1 protein-coding gene and 3 pseudogenes are annotated in these 1,651 nt (G+C 53.8%); all 4 read left to right on the top strand.

The annotated features are described in order from the left end of the window. Positions 1 to 309 (top strand): annotated as a pseudogene (locus C450_RS22645) (YihY/virulence factor BrkB family protein); the annotation flags it as partial. Positions 310 to 578: 269 nt separating this feature from the next. Further along, a pseudogene (locus C450_RS23455) lies at positions 579 to 849 on the top strand (YhjD/YihY/BrkB family envelope integrity protein); the annotation flags it as partial. Beyond that, positions 846 to 1,310 carry a YhjD/YihY/BrkB family envelope integrity protein gene (locus C450_RS23450; RefSeq protein ID WP_394324907.1) on the top strand — a complete coding sequence of 155 codons (465 nt, stop codon included), beginning with the start codon at positions 846 to 848 and terminating at the stop codon, positions 1,308 to 1,310. The pseudogene C450_RS23455 and the gene C450_RS23450, both read left to right, overlap by 4 nt. Positions 1,311 to 1,463: 153 nt before the next feature. Next, positions 1,464 to 1,651: pseudogene (locus C450_RS06545) on the top strand (hypothetical protein); the annotation flags it as partial.

Raw genomic sequence — 1,651 nt, 5'->3', positions numbered from 1 at the left:
TTGGTTGGCGTCGCTGTCAACGCCGTACTCTCGAATCGGAGCGCGGATGTCGATATTGAGCCAGTAACGAGGGCAGCACGAACTAACAGCGAAGGCAAAAAGAGCGATACAGCAGATCGACAGCGCATTGTCGAAGCAGTGTCCAGAGCTGAGAGGACGCTTTCTGAAGGTGGCGAACTGAAACTGGTTACGAACGAGAACGATATCCGGTTTCCCTCGCCGCACCGTGTCGTTGCTTCTGATGAAGACACGGAGTCTCCGGCCGACAGTTCAGTTAGTCTCGAACTCCACTGGGACAGGTCCCGGTGAGTCGATAGGGGGGTCAGTTCGGCAATAACACTTAACTCGCAAAGTTGCATGATAACACACATTGTGATTGATCGGATGGAAAAAGAGGTAGACATGCTGGTCCGCCATCTTCGGATACTACGGATAGTCATCGAAAGCGAACCGATCGGGATCGTGAAGATATCGAATGAAACCGGCTACGAGCATCACAAGGTGCGCTATTCGTTGCGGGTGCTCGAAGAAGNGGAGTGATTGCGACGATCATCCGGCCGGTAGTCCTCATTATCGGGTTAGCGATCACGTTCGTACCGATGTACTACATTTTCCCGGATACTGACGTAACACTGGGGGAGATCCTGCCTGGTGTGTTCGTGACCGCCGTTGGACTGACCGCGTTCGAGTCGGTATTCCGGCTGTATACGCAGTTCAAATCACCGGAAAGTAGTGCGATCGCTGGTGTTCTTGTACTGTTGACGTGGCTCTATTTCAGTGGCTTGATTATCTTGGTTGGCGTCGCTGTCAACGCCGTACTCTCGAATCGGAGCGCGGATGTCGATATTGAGCCAGTAACGAGGGCAGCACGAACTAACAGNATCATCTCGACTGTCGGCGATCGGAGTCTCGAAACGGCGTTCGTCTCGTTTGCCGAACGTGTTCTCACGCCGAGCACTGGTGGTGTTCTTATCGGTCAACTCGAAACTGCCGGGACATCCACGGGACTCTCGATCCTTGGACTGGGAGTACTGCTGTGGGGAACACTCCGGATTTTTCGCGGGCTCGACACCGCGTTTTCGGATATTTACGAGACAGGATCGGCGAATACCTTCACCGATCAGCTCACCGATGGGGTGGTGGTGTTTCTGACGTTCGGACTCGCGTTGGTGGCGGGATGGGCGATAAATTCGATATTGTCGAGCGTCGATCCGGGAGTGATTGCGACGATCATCCGGCCGGTAGTCCTCATTATCGGGTTAGCGATCACGTTCGTACCGATGTACNCGCCAGGATCGACCGACGACTGACACCACCACTCTCGCCAAAGGGTTTCTCGGAACCCTTTCGAGGGTAGCTTGAATCCGATCAGACGGCGTGAAGCATATTGGACGGAATGAACACAGTTTCGTAATCAACCATCCTATCGAGGCTGTTCTTCAAGCCAAGTCCATCACTCACTCATGAAACCTCTCACTAAACGGATCGACGAGAGCCGATTCGACCGTCCCATCAGTATCGTTCGAGCGATCGTTCACGAACTCCGTACAGAGAAGGTGACGTTCATGGCGGGCAGTATTGCGTATCACGCGTTCGTGTCGATGCTTCCGCTGTTGGTGTTGGTGCTGACGATCATCTCGACTGTCGGCGA

It is taken from the genome of Halococcus salifodinae DSM 8989, assembly GCF_000336935.1.
Classification (GTDB): domain Archaea; phylum Halobacteriota; class Halobacteria; order Halobacteriales; family Halococcaceae; genus Halococcus; species Halococcus salifodinae.
The sequence above is the reverse complement of the archived record's forward strand: the minus strand, read 5'-3'. Positions and strand labels throughout refer to the sequence as shown.